Annotated in this window: 12 protein-coding genes; 3 read left to right on the top strand and 9 right to left on the bottom strand. The window is 59.7% G+C overall.

From position 1 onward, the window contains the following. Positions 1–23: 23 nt before the first annotated feature. Positions 24–1,709, bottom strand: coding sequence for an aspartate-alanine antiporter (gene aspT, locus CTATCC11996_RS08350; protein ID WP_172590551.1), 1,686 nt, complete (start codon positions 1,707–1,709; stop codon positions 24–26). 380 nt (positions 1,710–2,089) lie between these two features. Beyond that, the gene (locus CTATCC11996_RS08345; protein WP_003075083.1) at positions 2,090–3,073 is read right to left on the bottom strand and encodes a DNA-binding protein; all 984 of its coding nucleotides are present in this window, start codon (positions 3,071–3,073) and stop codon (positions 2,090–2,092) included. A 442-nt stretch (positions 3,074–3,515) separates the two neighbouring features. Between CTATCC11996_RS08345 and CTATCC11996_RS08340 the strand changes: the two genes are divergently transcribed. Next, positions 3,516–4,622 (top strand): site-specific integrase, encoded by a 1,107-nt coding sequence (locus CTATCC11996_RS08340; protein WP_034348470.1) that lies wholly within the window; start codon positions 3,516–3,518, stop codon positions 4,620–4,622. On the opposite strand, the gene CTATCC11996_RS08335 is transcribed toward CTATCC11996_RS08340, so the two are convergent. Further along, positions 4,592–5,512: an alpha/beta hydrolase gene (locus CTATCC11996_RS08335; RefSeq protein ID WP_003075080.1), complete on the bottom strand. Its 921-nt coding sequence runs from the start codon at positions 5,510–5,512 to the stop codon at positions 4,592–4,594. The two genes, CTATCC11996_RS08340 and CTATCC11996_RS08335, sit on opposite strands and share 31 nt — an antisense overlap. Positions 5,513–5,738: 226 nt before the next feature. On the opposite strand from CTATCC11996_RS08335, the gene CTATCC11996_RS08330 reads away from it, so the two are divergent. Beyond that, a complete protein-coding gene (locus CTATCC11996_RS08330) occupies positions 5,739–6,800 on the top strand; it encodes an OmpP1/FadL family transporter (protein ID WP_003075079.1) in 1,062 nt (353 codons plus the stop codon). 53 nt (positions 6,801–6,853) lie between these two features. Here CTATCC11996_RS08330 and CTATCC11996_RS08325 read toward each other — a convergent pair whose 3' ends face one another. The 6 genes from CTATCC11996_RS08325 to scpA all read right to left on the bottom strand — a co-directional run bounded on the left by CTATCC11996_RS08325 (position 6,854) and on the right by scpA (position 15,254). Further along, a complete protein-coding gene (locus CTATCC11996_RS08325) occupies positions 6,854–7,318 on the bottom strand; it encodes a VOC family protein (RefSeq protein ID WP_003054918.1) in 465 nt (154 codons plus the stop codon). A gap of 69 nt (positions 7,319–7,387) precedes the next feature. Continuing rightward, positions 7,388–8,200, bottom strand: coding sequence for a YdcF family protein (locus CTATCC11996_RS08320; RefSeq protein WP_034348465.1), 813 nt, complete (start codon positions 8,198–8,200; stop codon positions 7,388–7,390). A 145-nt stretch (positions 8,201–8,345) separates the two neighbouring features. Then, a complete protein-coding gene (locus tag CTATCC11996_RS08315) occupies positions 8,346–10,394 on the bottom strand; it encodes an acetyl-CoA carboxylase biotin carboxylase subunit (RefSeq protein ID WP_003075077.1) in 2,049 nt (682 codons plus the stop codon). A 27-nt stretch (positions 10,395–10,421) separates the two neighbouring features. Further along, positions 10,422–11,957 carry an acyl-CoA carboxylase subunit beta gene (locus tag CTATCC11996_RS08310; RefSeq protein ID WP_003065036.1) on the bottom strand — a complete coding sequence of 512 codons (1,536 nt, stop codon included), beginning with the start codon at positions 11,955–11,957 and terminating at the stop codon, positions 10,422–10,424. Positions 11,958–12,037: 80 nt separating this feature from the next. Beyond that, positions 12,038–13,042 (bottom strand): methylmalonyl Co-A mutase-associated GTPase MeaB, encoded by a 1,005-nt coding sequence (gene meaB / locus CTATCC11996_RS08305; protein WP_003075076.1) that lies wholly within the window; start codon positions 13,040–13,042, stop codon positions 12,038–12,040. Positions 13,043–13,079: 37 nt separating this feature from the next. Further along, the gene (scpA, locus tag CTATCC11996_RS08300) at positions 13,080–15,254 is read right to left on the bottom strand and encodes a methylmalonyl-CoA mutase (RefSeq protein ID WP_003075075.1); all 2,175 of its coding nucleotides are present in this window, start codon (positions 15,252–15,254) and stop codon (positions 13,080–13,082) included. Between the two features lie 122 nt (positions 15,255–15,376). Here scpA and CTATCC11996_RS08295 point away from each other — a divergent pair, with 122 nt between their 5' ends. Further along, positions 15,377–16,012 carry a GntR family transcriptional regulator gene (locus tag CTATCC11996_RS08295; protein WP_003075074.1) on the top strand — a complete coding sequence of 212 codons (636 nt, stop codon included), beginning with the start codon at positions 15,377–15,379 and terminating at the stop codon, positions 16,010–16,012. The last annotated feature ends 79 nt before the right edge of the window (positions 16,013–16,091 follow it).

Below are 16,091 nucleotides of genomic sequence, written 5' to 3'. Positions count from 1 at the left end.
CCTAGTGAATCAGTGCAGGGGTTTCACGCAAAAGCAATGACCAGCGGACCCAACAAAGTCAGGAACACATTGGCCAACGCATAAGTGATTGCAAACGGGGTGGTGGGGATTGAATTGCCGGCCTTGTCCAGAACCTCGCCAAACGCGGGGTTGGCACTGCGTGCGCCCGACAGCGATCCCGCGAATACGGCCACGTTGTCGTAGCGCAGCACATACTTGCCAAACAAAATGGCAATCAGCAGCGGAATGATGGTGACCAGAACACCCAGCATGAACAACGTCAAGCCCTGCTCCATGACCGTGCTGACCGCCTGCTGGCCGGACTGCAGGCCCACCATGGCCACAAAGCCGGCCAGGCCCAGATCGCGCAGCAATGTCGAGGCGCTTGTCGGCATATTGCCCATGGTGTGCTTGCGGCTTCGCCACCAGCCAAACAGCAGACCCGAGAGCAAGGCTCCGCCACCGCTGCCCAAGGTGATGGGAATAGCGCCTATGCGCAGCACCAGCAGGCCGATCAGCAGGCCGACGACAATGCCGAAGCCGTGGAACACCCAGTCGGTCTTGTCGCTGGGAACAATGATGGGACCGGCGGCCTGGGCTGCCTTCTGAACGTCCTGAGGCGTGCCGAACAAGGTGACCACATCGCCGGGCATCACCATGGTCTGCGCAGTGATGGGAACCGGCGAGCCCGCGCGTATCAAGCCCTCGGCATAGACGCCGTGCTTGAGATCCTGAGACAGGCTGTCCAGAATGTCCTTGACGCTGCGGTTCAGATACTGGGAATTGGAAATGGCCACATCGCGGCGCACCATCACCACATCCATCCCCTGGGCACCAGGCAGCTCATCGCCTACCGACTTGCCCAGAGACACCACGGCGGAGCGGCGTCCGACCAGCAAAATAATGTCGCCAGCCTCGAGTACCAGGCTGGGGTCTACGCCGACCAGGGCATTCTTTCGCTGAATGCGCTCCACTGTCACCCTGCCCTGAGTCCCCTCGGCTTCGAGATCGGCCACTGTTTTGCCTGATTGAGCGACGCGGAAAATACGCCCCACCAGATCGGGTGCCGCTGGCGATTCACCCACGCCATAAACCCGAACGCCCTTGAGCTGCTCCTGCTCGGCTTGAACCGCGTCATCCCGGATATTGCGTCCGGTAATCCATGGCAGGACATTGACGCACATGATGATGGCGCCGAAAGAGCCGAATATATAGGTGACCGCATAGCCGATGGCGACATTGGCCTGCATGCGCTGCACCTCTTCACCCGAGAGCCCGAGTTTCTCAATGGCAGAGCCAGCTGTCCCAATGATTGCCGACTGCGTCAGTCCGCCGGCTGCAAGGCCTGCAGCCAGGCCTTTGTCCAGCCCGAATATCCGGGCAATCACCACCACCGTGATCAAGCCGGACAAAGCCACCACGACGGCCATCATGATTTCCTTGACCGAATGACGCCCCAAAGAATTGAAGAACTGCGGGCCGCTTTCAAAGCCTACGGCGTATATGAACAAGGCGAAAAGCACAGCCTTGATGCCTGAATCGATCTGTATACCGATCTGACTGATCAACACGGCCGCCAATAGCGAACCAGCCACACCACCCAGCTGGAATGATCCGAAGCGGAACTTGCCGACCCAGTACCCCAGAGCCAGAGACGCGAAAAGTGCGGCCTCCGGTGATTGGTGAAAGATGCTTTTGAGTAATTCCACGGCCACCTCTACTTCCGGATAAAAGGATCAAGCAACGGAAAGCCCGTCCAGGCACCCAAAAAGCAGAGGGCCTGGAAATGCTTGAACTCAGGAGAAAGCGGTTTGCTACTAGGAAGCGTGGATTGAGATCGCCTATCTCAAAACTGATGCCACGTCCATTAGCTGGGTAGGTTCTTGTCTTCTTCTATTTCCATCCACTATTAAAGACAAAAGCGTGCCGAAATGTAGGACGTTACCGATTATTCTTTTCAAAATACTCATGGCTCTTCAGTTACGGCTTGACATTGACCGCCAATATTGACAAGCCACCGGCATCAACCGGCGGTCAAGCCTTTGGCGCCGAGACTGAGCTGGATCGCAGCCTGGGCGCCGGATAACGGTTAGCGCAAGGTTCGTCGGTTTATGGAGCGCCGGGTTGCCGCCAGATTGCTTCGACGCGTCAGGGGTTGGGCCACATTGGGATCCGCTGCATTGGCTGCTGCCGCCAGTCTTTGTTGTGCCTCCAGCAGGCTCTTGAGATCGGCTGCACGCTCCTGCGCCAATGCTGCCGTGTTCTGGGCGGTCTGCAACTGGGCATGCAGATTCAGGATCTCCTGCTCGGATTGTTCAAAGCGAGTCTGCAACTCCTGATAGCGGGACTCTGCCTTGCGTTCCTGCTCCTGCAGGCTTTTTCGCGCTGCAGTGAGTTCCTGCCGCGCACGATCGACCTCGTTGAGCATATGGCGTTCGTTGCCCGCGTACTGCTCGGCCATGCGCTGGCGCTCGGCGGCGGCCGACTGAATTTCCTCGCTGTGCTTTTGCTGCTGCAACTCACGCTGGCGTACGGCCTTGCTCAGCTCATCACGCAGTTCTTCCAGGCGCTGATCACGTTCCTGTAGCGTCTGCTGCATTTCGTCAAGACGCCGAGCCAAGTCTTGGGCGTGATTTTGAGCTGCCTGCAGGGCTTGATTCAGCGCATCTTTTTGCGCTTCCATAGTGGCCTGGCGCTGCGCGAGTTGCTCCTGTTGAGCCACAAATGCCTGCTCTGCAGCTTTCAAAGCCTGTTCGCGAAGATCCAAAGCCTTGCTGGCTGCGGCTTTCGCCTCTTCCTGCGCCGTATTCCAGAGCTCTTCGGCCAGACGCTGCACAGGGTCCGGCACCGATTGCAACACGGACGGGTCCTGCTCTCCAGCCACGCCCAGACGACGGCCCAGCGTTGCAAACCAGGTCTCCAGCATGGGGCTGACCGTATTGGGAGAGCCTCGCCCTATCTGCTGACGCACCCGCTCTATGGTCGGACGCAGCCCCTGGGCAATCAAAGCATCCGCCGCAGCCCAGACATCGGACTCCTGAACACCTCTGGACGTAGTTTTGCTTGTATTCATATCCATGCTTCAAATAACTAACGATAAGTGATTGTTATCGTGATCTATATTTAATCTACGTAATACACAATACATCTTATGTATTAAATATTACGTATGAAATTTTCATACAGATGACAACGTACATTAACCCGTTTTCACTCCCTTTTATTCGGATGAAGTCCGTTCTGAGTTCGAGCGAGAGCAATTTCGCTGGTTTGCGTACAGGTGGTTCTGCCAAGCCTGTGATCAGGCTGGCATGAAGGCATGCTGTGCCTGATAGCTGTCATTGATGTACGCGATGCCTGCCATCAGCTCGCAGGCCCTCACACAGAGTTGCGCCCGCCTGACAGGGCGTGAACAAGGACGCGTGAGCAAGGACAGCAGGGTCCGCGGTGCTGCGCCTGCTTTTGCCGGCACATCGATTTCAGCTGGCATGCAAAGTCAGGGGGAAAATAGCGCCATGGATTCAAGAAAGCCCTCGCCCTTCCCTGCTCCTGTGACTTTTGATGCCAACCGCCTGCAGACACAGGATGTGCCGGAGTCTGCTCTTGCACCCAAAGCGCATGAAGCCATCAAGGAGCTCATGCAGGAAGGAGAGTCCAGCAATACGCGCAGCAGTTATCAAAGCGCCATGCGTTATTGGGCGGCCTGGCATCTGCTGCGCCTTGGTCAGCCCATGCAACTGCCGTTGCAGGTTTCCACGGTGCTGCAATTCATCATCGACCATGCCCAGAGGCAGACCTCTGGGGGCTTGCTCCATGAAATGCCACCCGAAATCGATGAAGCCCTGGTTGCAGCCGGCTACAAGGGTAAAAAAGGGGCACCTTCACACAGCACGCTGGTGCATCGCATGGCCGTGATGTCCAAGGCGCATCAGGTGCATGCCCTGCCCAATCCCTGTCAGGACGGGGCAGTGAAGGAGCTGATGTCGCGCACGCGCAAGGCCTATGCAAGGCGCGGCGAGTTGCCACAGAAGAAAGAGGCGCTGACGCGCGATGTGCTGGAGGAGTTGCTGGCAAGCTGCGACGACAGCTTGCGCGGCCTGCGCGACCGGGCGCTGCTACTGTTTGCCTGGGCCAGTGGCGGGCGTCGCCGTTCCGAAGTGGCTGGCGCCGATATGCGTTTCCTGCGCACCGTGGCTAATGGGGAATTCATCTACACCCTGAGCCATAGCAAGACCAACCAGAGCGGCACCGATGCCCCCGAAAATCACAAGCCCGTTACCGGCCGCGCAGCCATTGCCTTGAGAGCATGGCTGGATGCTGCACGGATCACAGAAGGTCCTATCTTCAGGCGAATCCGCAAAGGAGGCCATGTGGCAGAGCCACTGACTCCCGCTGCGGTGCGCAACATCGTTAAAGAACGCTGTGCGCTGGCTGGTGTGGAAGGAGACTTTTCGGCACACTCGCTACGCTCGGGATTTGTGACCGAGGCCGGCAGGCGCAATCTGCCGCTGGCTGACACCATGGCATTGACCGGGCACCATAGCGTGAACACCGTACTCGGCTACTTCCGGGCCGACTCGGCACTCAACAATCAGGCCGCGCGCATGCTGGACGAGGACTGATCAAGCCCCATCAGCTGCAGCGCAGTCTGATGAATGGCGGATTGCGGATCGGCCAGTTGCAGTGGCAAATCAAAGTGGTTGGTAGCCGGCGCCTCCACCCATTGCCCCGGCAGACAACGCGCCTGCCACGCAGCCAGGTATTCGCGCGACTGGCGCTTGAATTCATGGCTTTCAAACTCGCCGCAGCTCACGCGCAGCTGGCACTGACCATGCGTACTCGCATCGGGAAGTAGAAAGCGCGGGCTGTTGCGTATGGCTGCAGCATCGTCCAGCTGCATCCAGTCGTTGATATGGGTTGTCAGCAGCGGCTGCAGGTCAAACAGGCCGCTCAAGGTCAAGACTGATCGAGGCACTGCCTGCACTGGCAGGTCATAGTCTTGCTGCCACCCCCTAGCCAACAGCATGGCTGCCAAATGTCCACCGGCCGAGCTGCCGCAGACACAGATATTGCAGGCATCACCACCGTAGATGGCGATATTGCGCACCACCCAGGCATAGGCCTGGCGCATCTGCTCGACGATATGGTCAAGCGTGACGGCCGGAGCCAGATCGTAGTCAGGCACCACGACGATGGCACCTTGCTGCGTCAGTGCGGGTGCCATGAAAGCGGAATCATCCTTGCTCAAGGCCTTCCAGTAGCCGCCATGGATGAAGATGAAAACAGGCGCAGCCTGTGCTTTCGCTGCCCGCGTTGCGGGCAGATAGATATCCAGAACATCAGTAGCCCTGGGGCTGTAGCGCTGGTTGCGAACGGCGCCAGACAATGCAAATGCGGCCTGGCTTTCCTGCGTGTAGCGCGTCATATACGCCTGCGGATCCTGCACGCTGGCGCGGGCGTTGTATTGGCGGTCGTAGTAAGCGGTTGTGAGAGCGGTCGAGATGGGAGGCATTTTTCTGCGCGGCTTTGGGGTTCGGGCGGCGATCACTCGCAGCGCACAGCATAAGCCACACAGGTAGCTCTCTAGAGCCCCGAAAGCGTCAACTGCACGAGACTGCATCCTCCAATTAGACCTATGCGCCTGTCACTTGGACACATTAAATTACATTCATGCAACTGGAATCAGAGCGTTGGAGCAGGCGTTGAGAAAAGCAAAAGCGGGGGCTGGCTGTGCAGCCATGATGTGGGGGCTCTGCACCCAGGCCGGCGGCCTTGATAGAACTGGCCAGGATCTCGGACCTCTATTTGAGAACGGCCGCTATCTTTCCGTAGAGACCTATACGGTTCGGCCCCGGATCCAGGGCCTGGATGCCCTGGGCAAGTCCACCGGACAGGTGGCTGACGATTACACCCAATGGGGCTTTGCATACAAGCAGGATGTGAATCCACGCACCTCGTTGCTGCTGATGTTGAGCAAGCCTTTTGGCCTTGACATCGCTTACAGCCCGCTGCAATCGCCTCTTTTTGGCGGCACGCAGACCCGCGTGAGCAGCCATGAGCTCATGGGAGCGCTACGTTACCGCTGGGATGAGCACTGGGCCGTGCATGGCGGTCTGCGCCTGCAACGCACCGAAGGACATGTCGCCCTGGGGGGCATGGTATTTGGAGCGCTCAATGGGTACCAGGTGGATTTCAGACCCAGTACCGAGCCAGGCTACTTGCTGGGCATGAGCTATGAGCGCCCGGATATGGCTTTGCGCGTCGCTGCAACCTATTACTCGGCAATCAAGCACAAGATCGCGACCCGTGAAAACCTATGGCCGGGCGAAACGAGGACGGCATCGACTGCCCCGCAAAGCTTGAACCTGGATATCCAGACAGGTATCACGCCAGGCACCCTGCTCTTTGGACAGGTTCGCTGGACCAACTGGTCGCAATTCAGGCTGTATCCGCAGACCCTGGCGGCGGTACTACCTGGCCGCAGCCTGGCGGACATGGAGGACACCACCACCTACACGCTGGGTCTTGGGCAGAAGCTGGCGGCGAACTGGTCCGGCTTCGTCGCCGTGGCTTATGACAAGCGCAGCGACAAGGCTGCATTGTCGCCATTGCGCCCCACCGATGGCCGTCTCGGCTACACGGTGGGGGTGAGCTATCAGCAAGGACAGTTCAAGCTCACGCCCTGGCTGAGCTACCAGCGTCTGGGTTCGGTAAATATCTCCAGCGGCGGCACGACCCTGGCGGCATTTGATGCCGAGTCCGCCACGGCTTTCGGGATCAGGCTCGGCTATCAGTTCTGAGAACAATCGCAGCTATTACGCTGCTGCAATCTGGCTGCCGGTGCCAGAAGCACTCAGCCCAGCGCCGCAATCACGTCGGCCGGAGCCTGCACCAGCTCGATCAGCACGCCCTCGCCGGCAATCGGAAACTCGTCATTGCTCTTGGGGTGCAGAAAAGTGATGTCATAGCCTGCCGCTCCCTTGCGGATACCGCCGGGAGCAAATCGCACGCCATTGGCGGTCAGCCATTCCACGGCCTTGGGCAAGTCGTCGATCCACAGGCCGATGTGGTTCAGCGGCGTGGCGTGCACGGCGGGCTTTTTCTCGATGTCCATGGGCTGCATGATGTCCACTTCCACCTTCATCGCGCCCCGCCCCATGGCCAGGATGTCCTCATCCACGTTTTCGCGCTCGCTCTGGAAGGTGCCGGTCTGCTCCAGACCCAGCATGTCCACCCACAGCTTTTTCATGCGCTGTTTGTCGGTGCCACCGATGGCGACTTGCTGAATGCCCAGAACCTTGAAAGGACGATTGCTCATGAATGACTCCTTGATTGATAGCTTAAGGCGCAATACTGGTAAGCGCCAGAGCCGGTTTTTATTGAAATATCAGACCTCGCCCAGCAACCAGCTGCTGGCCATGGCAAAGTATTCGCGCAGCCAGGAATTGAAACGCGTGGTCAAAGGGGTCGGAGCAGCCACGGGATAGACCTGAGGCAGATCCTGCCGCTTTGCAATGTTCATGGCACGCATCAGGTGAAAGTCGCTGCTGACCATGGCCATGGGTGCATCTGCGGCCACGCCGCGCTCGGCCAGCAAGGGCCGGCTGAGTTTGAGGTTCAGCTCGGTACTGGTACTGAGCTTTTCCAGCACCAGCCGCTGTGCAGCAATACCGTGACGCTGCTGCAGATAGCGAGCCATGACCTCGGCCTCAGACTCTTTTTCACCCCAATCGACACCGCCGCAGACAGCGACCAAGGCCTGGGGCTGCAGCTTGGCCAGTTCTGCTGCCGTATCCAGTCGCGCAGCCAGAACCGGCCTGGGGTGACCATCGAGCGTGCCGCTGCCCAGCACCACAATGGATTGCACGGGCGGCACTTGCTGCGGCGCAAGGCCCAGACCGAAAAGGTGGCTCCAGAACCAGAAAAGGCTGATCAGCCACAGCGCCAGGCCGGCCCAGGCAAGTGACCAGAGCCTTGCATGCAGGGCCCTGGCTGCACGCCAGTGCTGCACGGCCTGCCATTTCCAGCTCAGCCCCAAGGCCGCAGCGCCCAAGCCGGCGGGCAACACCACGCCGACATTGAAATGCCCCATGCCCATCAGTACCAGAGCATCGACAAGCAGCAGCGTCCCCAACAGAGCCAGCAGCGTACGCGTCAATCTGCCAGGGCGGGAAATCGTTGTATCTGCTTTCAATGTCATAGCTACTAGCTGAATCTGGATAAAGGATAGAGCCGATCTTATTGAAAATTGGAAAGCCCGCAGAGCCAAAGCCGTGCGGGCTTTTGCTTCGGGGCCTCATGCTCAGACCATATCGGCTCTGACCAGAGGCCCCGAAAAGCTCTCATCACTCGAATTCCAGAATGATGTCGTCCACCGCCAGCGAGTCGCCCTTGGCGGCGCTGATCTTGCTGACCACACCATCCTGCGCTGCGAACAAGATGTTCTCCATCTTCATGGCTTCGATGACGGCCAGCTTCTCCCCGGCCTGCACCTTCTGGCCGGGCTGCACTGCCACGTCGACCAACAGGCCGGGCATGGGCGAGAGCAGGAATTTGGACAGGTCGGGCGGGGCCTTGTAAGGCATGAGCTTGTGCATCTCTGCGCCCTTGGGAGAGAGCACCAGCACATCGGCTTGCGTGCCGTTGTGGATGACGCGCAGTGCCAGCGGGTTCTTGCCGTTGCCGCGTTCGATCTGGCAGGTGAAAGCGTTGCCGTTGCACACGCCACGCACCACCAGGTCGCGAATATCGGCATTGCTGCGGAACTCGTAGGCCTTCTCGCCGATCACGACCTTGCAGACGCGCGCCTGGGCGTCGAAGTCGGTCACCTCGCCAGTCACATACTGGTTCTGGCCTTCAGCACCCAGAACCACGGCAGTGTACTTCTCGCCCACCTGCACCTGGTGGCCCTGCATCTGGCCGGTGATGGTCGATGCACGTGCACGGTAGCGGCGATTGCGGAACAGGGCCAAAGCCACCAGGAAATCGGGATCATCGTGGGGCACGTCCTCGGCATGGAAGCCATCGGCATAGTGCTGGGCGATGAAGCCGGTGTTGAACTTGCCCGAGACAAAGTCCGGGTGTGCCAGCAGAGCTGCCTGGAATGGAATGTTGGAGCTGATGCCGCGGATGGCAAAGCCGTTGAGCGCTTCGCGGGCCTTGGCGATGGCGTCGTTGCGATCCTTGCCGTGCACGATGAGCTTGGCGATCATCGAGTCGTAGTACATGGGGATCTCGCCGCCGTCGTAGACGCCGGTATCCACACGCACGCCGTTCAGGTGCTCGGTATCGGACTGCCACATGGTCTGCTCGGGAGGTGCAAAGCGAACCAGGCGGCCGGTCGACGGCAGGAAGTTGCGGAACGGGTCTTCGGCGTTGATACGGCACTCGATGGCCCAACCGTCGCGTTTCACATCGGCCTGTGCAAAGGACAGTTTTTCGCCGGCGGCCACACGAATCATCTGCTCGACCAGATCGAGTCCGGTGATGCATTCGGTCACCGGGTGCTCGACCTGCAGACGGGTGTTCATCTCGAGGAAGTAGAAGTCCTGGTCCTTGCCGACCACAAACTCCACGGTACCAGCGCTCTGGTACTTGACGGCCTTGGCCAGGGCCACGGCCTGCTCGCCCATGGCCTTGCGGGTGGCATCGCTGATGAAGGGCGAAGGCGCTTCCTCGATCACCTTCTGGTGACGGCGCTGTATCGAGCACTCGCGCTCGTTCAGGTAAACCACATTGCCGTGGCTGTCGCCCAGAATCTGGATTTCGATGTGGCGGGGCTCCTGCACGAACTTCTCGATGAAGATGCGGTCATCGCCAAAGCTGTTGCGCGCTTCGTTCTGGCACGAGGCAAAACCTTCAAAGGCTTCCTTGTCGTTGAAGGCCACGCGCAAACCCTTGCCGCCGCCACCGGCCGAGGCCTTGATCATCACCGGGTAGCCAATGCCCTTGGCGATTTCCACGGCCTGCTCGGGGCCGGCGATGGCATCGTTGTAGCCGGGGATGGTGTTGACCTGGGCTTCGCCAGCCAGCTTCTTGGACGCGATCTTGTCGCCCATGGCTGCGATGGAATGCGACTTGGGGCCGATGAAGGCAATGCCCTCTTCTTCGCAGCGCCTGGCAAAGCCCTCGTTCTCCGAGAGAAAGCCGTAGCCAGGGTGCACCGCCTGTGCGCCGGTCTGCTTGCAGGCTTCAATGATTTTCTCGCCCAGCAGATAGGACTCACGGCTGGGTGCGGGGCCCAGGCGCACGGCCTCGTCGGCCAGCTTGACATGGCGCGCGTCCTTGTCGGCGTCGGAATAGACCGCCACGGTCTGGATGCCCATCTTGCGGGCGGTGGCGATGACTCGGCAGGCGATCTCGCCGCGGTTGGCAATCAGAATCTTGGTAAACATGGATATATCTCCTGGTTCTTCTTGTTCTTACAGGGGGATGTTCCCGTGCTTGCGCCAGGGGTTGTCCAGCTGCTTGTTCTTGAGCATCTCCAGCGAGCGGCAGATGCGCTTGCGCGTTTCGTGCGGCTGGATCACATCGTCGATAAAGCCACGGGCGCCAGCCACAAAGGGGTTGGCAAAGCGTTCCTTGTACTCCGCTTCGCGTGCAGCCAGCTTGACGGGATCGTTCTTGTCCTCACGGAAGATGATCTCCACCGCGCCCTTGGCGCCCATCACGGCAATTTCGGCGTGGGGCCAGGCCAGGTTCACGTCACCACGCAAATGCTTGGAGGCCATCACGTCGTACGCACCGCCATAGGCCTTGCGCGTGATGACGGTGATCTTCGGCACCGTGGCTTCGGCATATGCATACAGCAGCTTGGCCCCGTGCTTGATGATGCCGCCGTACTCCTGGGAAGTGCCGGGCATGAAACCGGGTACGTCCACGAAGGTGACCACAGGGATGTTGAAGGCATCGCAAAAGCGCACGAAGCGCGCCGCCTTGATGGAGGACTTGATGTCCAGGCAGCCGGCCAGCACCAGGGGCTGATTGGCCACGACGCCCACGGTCTGACCGGCCATGCGGGCAAAACCGATGATGATGTTCTTGGCATACTCGGGCTGCAGCTCGAAGAAATCGCCATCGTCCACGGTCTTGAGAATCAGCTCCTTCATGTCGTAGGGCTTGTTGGCGTTTTCAGGCACCAGCGTATCCAGCGACATGTCGGCGCGGCCCACGGGGTCTGTGGTTTCGCGCACGGGAGCCTTTTCCTTGTTGTTCAAGGGCAGGTAGTTATAGAGGCGACGCAGCATCATCAGTGCTTCCACGTCGTTGTCGAAAGCCATGTCCGCCACGCCGCTCTTGGTGGTGTGGGTGATGGCCCCGCCCAGTTCTTCGGCCGTGACTTCCTCGTGGGTCACGGTCTTCACGACTTCGGGCCCGGTCACGAACATATAGGAGCTGTCCTTGACCATGAAGATGAAGTCGGTCATGGCCGGCGAGTACACGGCGCCGCCGGCACTGGGGCCCATGATCATGGAGATCTGGGGCACCACGCCCGAGGCCAGCACATTCTTCTGGAACACATCGGCATAGCCGCCCAGAGAGGCAACGCCTTCCTGGATACGAGCACCACCCGAATCGTTGAGGCCAATGACGGGAGCGCCGACCTTCATGGCCTGGTCCATCACCTTGCAGATCTTCTCGGCATGGGTTTCGGACAGTGCGCCGCCGAACACCGTGAAGTCCTGGCTGAACACAAAGACCAGACGGCCGTTGATCATGCCGTAGCCGGTGACCACGCCGTCGCCGGGGATCTTGGTGTTTTCCATGCCGAAGTCCGTGCAGCGGTGCTCCACGAACATGTCCCATTCTTCAAAAGTGCCGTCGTCCAGCAGCAGCTCGATACGCTCGCGTGCGGTCAGCTTGCCTTTCTTGTGCTGCGCATCAATGCGCTTTTGTCCCCCACCCAACCGAGCGAGTTCTCGCTTGGCTTCCAGCTGCTTCAGGATATCGTCTTGCATGCTTGTCCTCTAACGTGATTTGGGTTGCTTGTCTCGCAATGGTGATGCTGCGATGCTATGGTAATAAGAGCTGCTAGCGCCTACTGCATTTGGGCTAGAAGCAGATTTCTTGCTGCCGTACTGGCGGCGATGCGACCCGAGGCCACATCGTCCTGAAGGATGGGGAGCAGGGCCTTGACCTGCGGGTGCTGGCGAAACGCCTGCTTGAGGCCGAAGTCGATGCGCTCCCACATCCAGGCCAGGGCCTGCTTCTCGCGGCGCAGGGCCAGGCGGCCGTTGGCGGTCTGCAGCTCCCTGAAGTTGCTGACTGCAGCCCAGAAGCCCTCCACCCCCTGCCCCAGCAAGGCACTGATCTGCAGCACACGCGGCTGCCACAGCGCGCCGGTGTTGGCGTGATCGGGGTTGCCGTGCATGCCAAGCAGGCGCAGGCTCGATGTGATCTGGGCCTGTGCACGCGTGGCGGCATGAGGGTCGATGTCGGCCTTGTTGATGACCACGAGGTCGGCCAGCTCCATCACGCCCTTTTTGATAGCCTGCAGGTCGTCGCCAGCATTGGGCAGCTGGAGCACGCAGAACATGTCCGTCATGCCGTGCACGGCGATCTCGCTCTGGCCAACGCCCACGGTTTCGACGATGACCACGTCATAACCGGCGGCTTCGCAGACCAGCATGGCCTCGCGCGTCTTTTCGGCCACGCCGCCCAGCGTGCCGCTACTGGGGCTGGGGCGGATATAGGCCTCCAGCCGCATGGACAGTTGCTCCATGCGGGTCTTGTCGCCGAGGATGGAGCCGCCCGAGACGGTGCTGGACGGATCGATCGCCAGCACGGCCACACGCAGACCCTTCTCTATTAGGTACAGGCCCAGGGCTTCGATGAAGGTGGATTTGCCAACGCCCGGCACGCCGCTGATGCCAAGGCGAAACGCCTTGCCCGTGTGCGGCAGCAGAGCGGTGAGCAGGCCGTCGGCCTGTTCACGATGGTCGGCCCGGGAGGATTCAAGCAAGGTAATGGCCTTGGCCATGGCCCGGCGCTGCACGGCAGGGTTGCCGCGCAGGATGCCGTCTTGCATTTGCTCAGGTGTCACGTCGCGATCGCCTTTGCTATCGATGCTTGCCGGCCGATCAGAGACCGTTGGCCTTCTTGATCTGCTCCAGCACATCCTTGGCGCTGGCAGGAATGGGGGTGCCGGGGCCGTATACGCCCTTGACGCCCGCGTTGTAGAGGAAATCATAGTCCTGAGCGGGGATCACTCCGCCTACGAAGACGATGATGTCGTCCGCGCCCTGCTTCTTGAGCTCCTCAATGATGGCCGGCACCAGGGTCTTGTGACCGGCTGCCAGAGTGGAGACCCCCACAGCGTGCACATCGTTCTCGATGGCCTGGCGAGCGCATTCTTCGGGTGTCTGGAACAGCGGCCCCATGTCCACATCGAAACCCAGGTCCGCAAAGGCGGTTGCGACCACCTTGGCGCCGCGGTCGTGGCCGTCCTGACCCAGCTTGGCGATCATCACGCGGGGGCGGCGGCCCATGGCCTGCGAAGCGGTGTTGATCTCTTCCTTGAGCTTGTCCCAGCCTTCGGCCGAGTCATAAGCGGCAGCGTACACACCAGTCACCTTCTGGGTATCGGCGCGATGGCGCCCAAACGCCTTTTCCATCGCGTCGGAAACTTCACCTACCGTGGCACGCAGGCGCACGGCCTTGATGGACAGGTCCAGCAGGTTGCCCTCGCCAGATTCTGCAGCAGCAGTGATGGCAGCCAGCGCTGCTTCGACCTGGGCTGCATCGCGCTTCGCCTTGATATTCTTGAGGCGCGCGATCTGGCTGTCACGCACCTTGACATTGTCCACTTCCAGAATGTCGACCGGGTCTTCCTTGGCCAGCTTGTACTTGTTGACGCCGACGATGACTTCCTTGCCCGAGTCGATACGCGCCTGCTTCTCGGCGGCGGCGGCTTCGATCTTGAGCTTGGCCCAGCCGCTGTCCACGGCCGCAGTCATGCCGCCCATGGCATCGACTTCCTCGATGATGGCCCAGGCCTTGTCGGCCATTTCCTGGGTCAGCTTTTCCATCATGTAGGAACCAGCCCAGGGGTCGATCACGTTGGTGATATGGGTCTCTTCCTGAATGATCAGCTGTGTGTTGCGGGCAATGCGGGCCGAGAATTCCGTGGGCAGTGCAATGGCCTCGTCCAGTGCATTGGTGTGCAGGGACTGGGTGCCGCCAAACACGGCTGCCATGGCTTCGATGGTGGTGCGAACCACGTTGTTGTAGGGGTCCTGCTCGGTCAGCGACCAGCCTGACGTCTGGCTGTGCGTGCGCAGCATCAGGCTCTTGGGGTTCTTTGCGTCAAATCCCTTCATGATGCGGCACCACAGCAGGCGCGCGGCACGCATCTTGGCCACTTCCAGGTAGAAATTCATGCCCACGGCCCAGAAGAAGGACAGACGGCCCGCGAAAGCATCCACGTCCATGCCCTTGGCAATGGCTGTCTTCACATATTCCTTGCCGTCGGCCAGCGTGAAAGCCATTTCCAGCGCCTGGTTGGCGCCGGCTTCCTGCATGTGGTAGCCCGAGATCGAGATCGAGTTGAACTTTGGCATGTTCTGGCTCGTGTACTCGATGATGTCGCCAATGATCTTCATCGACGGCTTGGGCGGATAGATATAGGTGTTGCGCACCATGAACTCTTTCAGAATGTCGTTCTGAATCGTTCCGGCGAGCTGGTCCTGCGAGACGCCCTGCTCTTCTGCGGCTACCACATAGCCAGCCAACACGGGCAGCACGGCGCCGTTCATGGTCATGGAAACGGACACCTTGTCCAGGGGTATCTCGTTGAAGAGGATCTTCATGTCCTCGACGGAATCAATCGCCACACCGGCCTTGCCCACATCTCCCGTCACACGCGGATGGTCGGAATCGTAGCCACGGTGCGTAGCGAGGTCAAAAGCAACAGAAACGCCTTGACCGCCGGCAGCCAGCGCCTTGCGATAGAAGGCGTTGGACTCTTCGGCGGTGGAGAAACCTGCGTACTGGCGAATGGTCCATGGCCGGCCTGCATACATGGTGGCCTGGGGGCCGCGGATATAAGGGGCGAATCCAGGCAGCGTGTTGGTGAATGGCAGATCTTGCGTGTCTTCGGCCGTATACAGTGGCTTGACCGTGATGCCGTCCGGCGTGACCCAGTTCAGGTTGTTGATGTCACCACCGGGGGCCGCCTTGTTGGCGGCCTTGTTCCAGGCTTGCAGATCAGCGGGTGCAAATTCTTGTGGGTCCTGTGCCGGATTCTCTTGGCTCATGTTGTCTCTCGTATGCGGTGCGCGCAGTGAAGTTTGGAATTGCGGTGAACTACCTAGATGCGACTAGTGTACATGATTCATAATTATGAATTCAAAATACTTGCAGCATATAATCTCGCGTAATGACAAGCAAAACACTTACTCCTCTTGCGCTATATGAGCAGGTCGCCGAGCAGTTGCGTCAACGCATCTTCCGGCGAGAGCTTGAGCCCGGAGCCTGGATCGACGAACTCAAGATTGCCGAGGAATACGGCATCAGCCGCACGCCCCTGCGCGAGGCACTGAAGGTGCTGGCCGCCGAAGGCCTGGTGACCATGAAGCTGCGCCGGGGCGCCTACGTGACAGAGGTCTCACGCAAGGACATCTCCGACGTCTATCGCTTGCTGAGTCTGCTGGAGGCAGATGCTGCGGCCGAGGTTGCCGGCAAAGCCACGGACGAGCAACTGCAGCGTCTGCAGCAGACCCACGAGGAGCTGAAGCGGCACACAGCCGACGCCGAGCGTTTTTTTGCGCTCAACGAGAGCTTTCACATGCAGATCCTCGATATTGCCGATAACCGCTGGCGTAACCAGTTAGTGGCCGATTTGCGCAAGGTCATGAAGCTCAACCGTCACAAATCGCTGTTCAAGCAAGGCCGTATTGAAGACTCCCTGGCAGAGCACGAAGCCATCATGCAAGCACTGCTGAAGCGAGATCCGAAAATTGCCATGAGCGCAGTGCAGCAGCATTTCGCAAATGGACTCGAAGCTGCGATCTAAAAGATCGACGTTCGATCCGTTCCAGTGTTTATCCTACATATTTGAAATATTGGCCTACCCACTTCATGAGAAGCTTGCC

Source organism: Comamonas testosteroni ATCC 11996 (assembly GCF_000241525.1).
Classification (GTDB): domain Bacteria; phylum Pseudomonadota; class Gammaproteobacteria; order Burkholderiales; family Burkholderiaceae_C; genus Comamonas; species Comamonas testosteroni.
The sequence above is the reverse complement of the archived record's forward strand: the minus strand, read 5'-3'. Positions and strand labels throughout refer to the sequence as shown.

Bases quoted from the DNA above. Each gene is read 5' to 3' on its own strand.
- CTATCC11996_RS08325 (WP_003054918.1), bottom strand. From the start codon at position 7,318: ATGAGCAATCGTCCTTTCAAGGTTCTGGGCATTCAGCAAGTCGCCATC.
- CTATCC11996_RS08345 (WP_003075083.1), bottom strand. From the start codon at position 3,073: ATGAATACAAGCAAAACTACGTCCAGAGGTGTTCAGGAGTCCGATGTC.
- CTATCC11996_RS08335 (WP_003075080.1), bottom strand. From the start codon at position 5,512: ATGCCTCCCATCTCGACCGCTCTCACAACCGCTTACTACGACCGCCAA.
- CTATCC11996_RS08295 (WP_003075074.1), top strand. From the start codon at position 15,377: ATGACAAGCAAAACACTTACTCCTCTTGCGCTATATGAGCAGGTCGCC.
- scpA (WP_003075075.1), bottom strand. From the start codon at position 15,254: ATGAGCCAAGAGAATCCGGCACAGGACCCACAAGAATTTGCACCCGCT.
- CTATCC11996_RS08310 (WP_003065036.1), bottom strand. From the start codon at position 11,957: ATGCAAGACGATATCCTGAAGCAGCTGGAAGCCAAGCGAGAACTCGCT.
- CTATCC11996_RS08320 (WP_034348465.1), bottom strand. From the start codon at position 8,200: ATGACATTGAAAGCAGATACAACGATTTCCCGCCCTGGCAGATTGACG.
- CTATCC11996_RS08340 (WP_034348470.1), top strand. From the start codon at position 3,516: ATGGATTCAAGAAAGCCCTCGCCCTTCCCTGCTCCTGTGACTTTTGAT.
- CTATCC11996_RS08315 (WP_003075077.1), bottom strand. From the start codon at position 10,394: ATGTTTACCAAGATTCTGATTGCCAACCGCGGCGAGATCGCCTGCCGA.
- CTATCC11996_RS08330 (WP_003075079.1), top strand. From the start codon at position 5,739: ATGATGTGGGGGCTCTGCACCCAGGCCGGCGGCCTTGATAGAACTGGC.